We start from the raw sequence: 4,575 nt of genomic DNA, 5'->3' as shown, positions 1-4,575 counted from the left end.
TGGCTGATAATCATCTTGAATTATTAGTTTTTTTAGTAAATCTACTTGTCGTTTATTCATAATTCAATAATCCTCTCTAATTAAGATTATATATGTATACATTCTTCAAATCTATTACATATGACTTCCTTAATGATAAGTAAAATATGTTCAGTAAAAGCCTAAAACCTTTCAGTATTACATAACAAACATTCTTAAACTAGAAAAGTCGAAAAAGGGAATCGAAATAATAAAATTATATTTTCTTTTTAGAACTAAAACGGTAAAATAGATATTGGTCATGTTCCTAGTAATTTCGATAGTCTATTGCAACAAACCAAACTGTACTCTACCTGTTTACAAAGCGAATGGGGTATTTGTATGATAATATTGCTTTTTGGTATCTCCAATGTGGGAAAGACTGAAACTGGTAAATTGCTTGCGAAAAAATTAAAATATTCTTTTATCGATATGGATGCTGAAATAAAAAAGAGATTTGGTACGACTCTGGAAAATTTTATGATAGATTATCCTTTCCCACATGAAAGATATAAAATAAAAGGGAACGTTCTAAAAGATTTGATAAAAGAATGTAAAGATAGTAATACGGTTATTGCAGTAAGTCCCATATATTATGCGAGAAATTTTAACCCATTGTTGGATTTAGAACATGTAATCGCTATTGAATTACAAGATTCGGCGGAACATATTTTTAAAAGATTAATTTTTTCCGATGAAAATGATAACATTTATAAGGATGACGCTTATAAAGATGAGCACAAAGATTATTATATCAAAAACATTCATGAAGATCTCATTTATGCAAAAAGGCCTTTTAAGAAAATTAAAAATAAATATTTCATAGATAATAAACCTGTAAACCAAGTTGTAGATGAATTGATCGACATAATTCACAGGATAAACTCCTCCCCACAGCAGAAGTTATATCCATTAAATAATCTTCTTACTAAGAACATCTGTATAATATCGAGAAAATTGTCAATAGATCGTTAAAATTTAAACAAAACAGACCGGAATGGATATATTTATAGATAATTGTATTTTACATAATTGACATACAAGTTATATAATGAATATAGGGAATGTGAAAATAATCACAAGGAGGTATTGTTATGTGGGAACTTGCTGTAAATCCTAATAAAGTTTTTGAACTCAGGTGTAAAAATACAACATATTTTGGTATTGGAGCCATTCACAAGATTACTGATATCTTAGATCATTTTAAAGAACATAACATAACTAAGATTTTGTTTGTTACAGGGAAAGGTTCTTATAAAGTTAGCGGAGCATGGGACGTAGTAAAACCGGCATTAGATGAAAAAGGATTTGATTACAAACTATACGATAAAGTAGGGCCCAACCCAACTGTAGACATGATTGATGAAGCGGCAAAGTTGGGCAAAGAAATGGGAGCCGAAGCTATAATCAGTATCGGCGGCGGCAGTCCTGCAGATACAGCGAAAAGTGTATCAGTTCTATTAAAATATACCGATAAAGATGCAAGGCAGCTTTATAATCTGGAATTTGCTCCGGAAGGAGCCGTTCCACTTGTTGTTATAAACTTAACTCATGGCACAGGGACAGAAGTTGATAGATTTGCCGTTGCAACTATTCCGGAAAAAAACTACAAACCGGCTATTGCTTATGAATGTTTGTATCCAAGGTTTGCTATAGATGACCCTGCCTTAATGAAAAATCTTTCAAGAACCCAGACTATAGCAGTTACTGTAGATGCTGTAAACCATGTTATAGAAGCTGCCACTACGAAAGCGGCATCGCCTTACAGTATTTTAACAGCCAAAGAGACCATAAGACTTGTAGCAAGATATTTGCCTATTGTGTTAAAGGATCCCGAGAACTTGACAGCCAGATATTATTTACTATATGCATCGCTTCTTGCGGGAATTTCATTTGATAATGGATTGCTGCATTTGACACATGCGCTAGAGCATCCGCTTAGTGCTGTAAAAGGCGATCTTTCTCATGGATTAGGCCTAGGTGCAATTCTGCCCGCAGTAATTGAGGCAATTTATCCTGCAGAAAGTGAAGTACTGGCTGATATATTATATCCAATAGTTCCGGATCTGAAAGGCCTGCCGGCTGAAGCGAAGTATGCCGCTTGCAGGTTCGAAGAATGGCTGTTCTCGGTAGGTTGCACTGAGAAGCTGGCAGACCTTGGATTTACTGAAAATGATATACCAAAATTAGTAGAACTTGTAAAAACAACACCATCATTAGACGGTCTTTGCGCTATGTCTCCTATTCCTGCTACCGATAAGGTTATAACTGATATTTTTACTAAATCATTAACTGCCCTGAATGCTTAGTGACGATTTAGCACTTTTTCAATGCCCTCAATTCCCGAGGGCATTTCCCATTTAAGATTTATCGGAAGATTAAAGAGTTTTTTAGTATTGTAAAGAGCACCCATGAGGTTTTGCCTTGTTTTTAAACAGTCAAACTCGGTTATTGTAATATACGGCTATCAAGTTTTTTCTTCTTTTAGCCTCATAAAGTGCCTTATCAGCCATGCCTATTATCTTGTCTGCCTCTGTATCTTCACCGGCAAAGGCGATCCCGCCGGATACAGTAATTTTGCATCCAAAATCATATTTTTCTATTATTTTTCTTATCCTCTCAAAAACCGTTTTTGCTTCTTTAGCATCGGTTTTCGGCAAAACTATTATAAATTCCTCTCCGCCCCATCTGGCAACAATATCATTCTTACGAAGGTTTTTTTGTAATATATCGGCCATTTCTACTAATACCTTATCCCCAAACAAATGGCCGAAAGTATCATTTATGCACTTAAAATTATCTATGTCTATAATAGCAAGTGATAAGACCTTATTTTGTTTCAATCTCTTCATTTCATCTTTGAGTCTAGTGTATAAATACCGCCTGTTCCATAAATTAGTCAATTCATCCTGATATGCAAATATGTACAATTTTTTAAAGGAATATCCCAATCCAAGCCACATAATAATTTGAACAACCAAAGATGCAGTCATAAGTAAATTTTTGCCACATTTCTTATGCATATATAACTGTATAATTCCTGATGATAATCCTATCCCTATCCATAAAAAAAATATTGGGAATAATTTTGATAAATAAGGCCTTTTTAACAATTTTTTCACCGCCAATAGGCACTTTTTAAATAATATTGTATACTAAATATATGCAATAAGCAAATTACTTTTATGTGCTATTTGCTTATTTAATATTTATGTATAAAGTTGCTATAGAGGCAATGAAAAAATCGCGATTTTCAAGAGAAGAATTTACAAAAATGTCAGACTCAATATAGTGGCTTTATGTAAAGCAGGTATTAACTCACCAGATAGATGGTGTGTGCTTAGAAGCATAATATCAAAGAGATGATAAAGACACTCATATCATTTATCCTATATAAAATTTATATTAACATGTTATAATAGAGTCAAATTATCTCAAGAATACCATAAGCTAGGAGGAAATTAATGATTTTAACAAGAATATTCAAGTTTGATGCAGCTCATAATCTCGTGGAATATCATGGAAAATGCGAAAGGCTCCATGGACATACTTATAAGCTTGTAGTTAAATTAGAGGGCAAGCCCGGAAAAGAAGATATGATTATGGATTTTTCTGAGCTAAAACACATTGTTGAATCTAAAATATTACAGCAGCTAGACCACTCATATCTAAATGACTTTATAAAGCAACCTTCTGCCGAAAATATCGCCAAATGGATTTGGGATAGACTATATAATGAATTATCCAGGGAAAACTGCCGACTTTATGAAATCCAGGTTTGGGAAACAGAAAATTGTGGCATCATGTACAGGGGTGAATGATTTGTTAAAAGATATACAGAGCCAAATAGATACTCGAGGTATTTCACTAAACAGAGTAGGCATCAAAAACATTGACTGGCCCTTAAAGGTATATGACCAATCAAACGGATTTCAAAATACCGTTGCCAATATTAGCCTATCTGTAGCCTTAAATCACGATATAAAGGGAACTCATATGAGTAGATTTGTGGAAGTCTTAAATAAAATAGATATTCTCAATCCTCAGATTATTTTAAGTATCTTAAGCAGCATACAAACAAAGCTTGATGCCGAAAGCAGTTTTTTTGAATGCAAGTTCCCGTATTTTATTTGGAAAGAATCGCCTGTAAGCAAGAATATATCGCCGCTTAAAATCGAAGCAATGATATTGGGTGAGAAAAACCACGATAAAACTGAAATAATTATCGGGGTTGTGGTTCCTGTGCAGACTCTCTGCCCATGTTCTAAGGCTATTAGCAGTGTTGGTGCTCACAACCAGCGGGCAAATGTTAAAATCCTTGTAAAAACCAAAAAGAAAATTTGGTTTGAACATTTAGCAGAAATTGCAGAAATGTCTGCATCGAGCCCGGTTTATTCCTTATTAAAGCGTGAAGATGAAAAATATGTAACCGAAGCAGCTTATAATACACCAAAATTTGTGGAGGATGTGGCAAGAGATGCAGCTCTTTTGCTGGAAAAAGAAGAAGGGCTCAAATGCTACAGAGTAGAAGTAGAAAGCCATGAAAGCATTCACAAC

Annotated in this window: 5 protein-coding genes; 4 read left to right on the top strand and 1 reads right to left on the bottom strand. The window is 34.0% G+C overall.

All coding sequences use genetic code 11. The features are described from left to right. The first annotated feature begins 360 nt into the window (after positions 1–360). Both BUC45_RS05215 and BUC45_RS05210 read left to right on the top strand, forming a co-directional pair. Positions 361–993 carry a shikimate kinase gene (locus BUC45_RS05215; protein ID WP_296970811.1) on the top strand — a complete coding sequence of 211 codons (633 nt, stop codon included), beginning with the start codon at positions 361–363 and terminating at the stop codon, positions 991–993. Positions 994–1,112: 119 nt separating this feature from the next. Continuing rightward, positions 1,113–2,327, top strand: a complete 1,215-nt coding sequence (locus BUC45_RS05210) for an iron-containing alcohol dehydrogenase (protein ID WP_296970810.1) — start codon at positions 1,113–1,115, stop codon at positions 2,325–2,327. 129 nt (positions 2,328–2,456) lie between these two features. On the opposite strand, the gene BUC45_RS05205 is transcribed toward BUC45_RS05210, so the two are convergent. Further along, on the bottom strand, positions 2,457–2,981 hold the full coding sequence (locus BUC45_RS05205) for a GGDEF domain-containing protein (protein ID WP_296970812.1): 525 nt from the start codon (positions 2,979–2,981) through the stop codon (positions 2,457–2,459). Positions 2,982–3,482: 501 nt separating this feature from the next. On the opposite strand from BUC45_RS05205, the gene queD reads away from it, so the two are divergent. Both queD and folE2 read left to right on the top strand, forming a co-directional pair. Further along, complete coding sequence (gene queD, locus BUC45_RS05200) at positions 3,483–3,839, top strand: 6-carboxytetrahydropterin synthase QueD (protein ID WP_296970809.1); 357 nt, start codon at positions 3,483–3,485, stop codon at positions 3,837–3,839. Further along, a partial coding sequence (gene folE2 / locus BUC45_RS05195) for a GTP cyclohydrolase FolE2 (protein WP_366749763.1) occupies positions 3,784–4,575 on the top strand: 792 nt, incomplete at its 3' end. The genes queD and folE2, both read left to right, overlap by 56 nt.

Origin of the sequence: Tepidanaerobacter sp. EBM-38, from assembly GCA_001896545.1 — a bacterium.
Lineage (GTDB): Bacteria > Bacillota > Thermosediminibacteria > Thermosediminibacterales > Tepidanaerobacteraceae > Tepidanaerobacter.
This window is presented reverse-complemented; position numbering and strand designations above follow the sequence as displayed.

Coding starts and splice junctions, on each gene's coding strand:
- BUC45_RS05215 (WP_296970811.1), top strand. CDS start 361: ATGATAATATTGCTTTTTGGTATCTCCAATGTGGGAAAGACTGAAACT.
- BUC45_RS05210 (WP_296970810.1), top strand. CDS start 1,113: ATGTGGGAACTTGCTGTAAATCCTAATAAAGTTTTTGAACTCAGGTGT.
- BUC45_RS05205 (WP_296970812.1), bottom strand. CDS start 2,981: ATGTGGCTTGGATTGGGATATTCCTTTAAAAAATTGTACATATTTGCA.
- queD (WP_296970809.1), top strand. CDS start 3,483: ATGATTTTAACAAGAATATTCAAGTTTGATGCAGCTCATAATCTCGTG.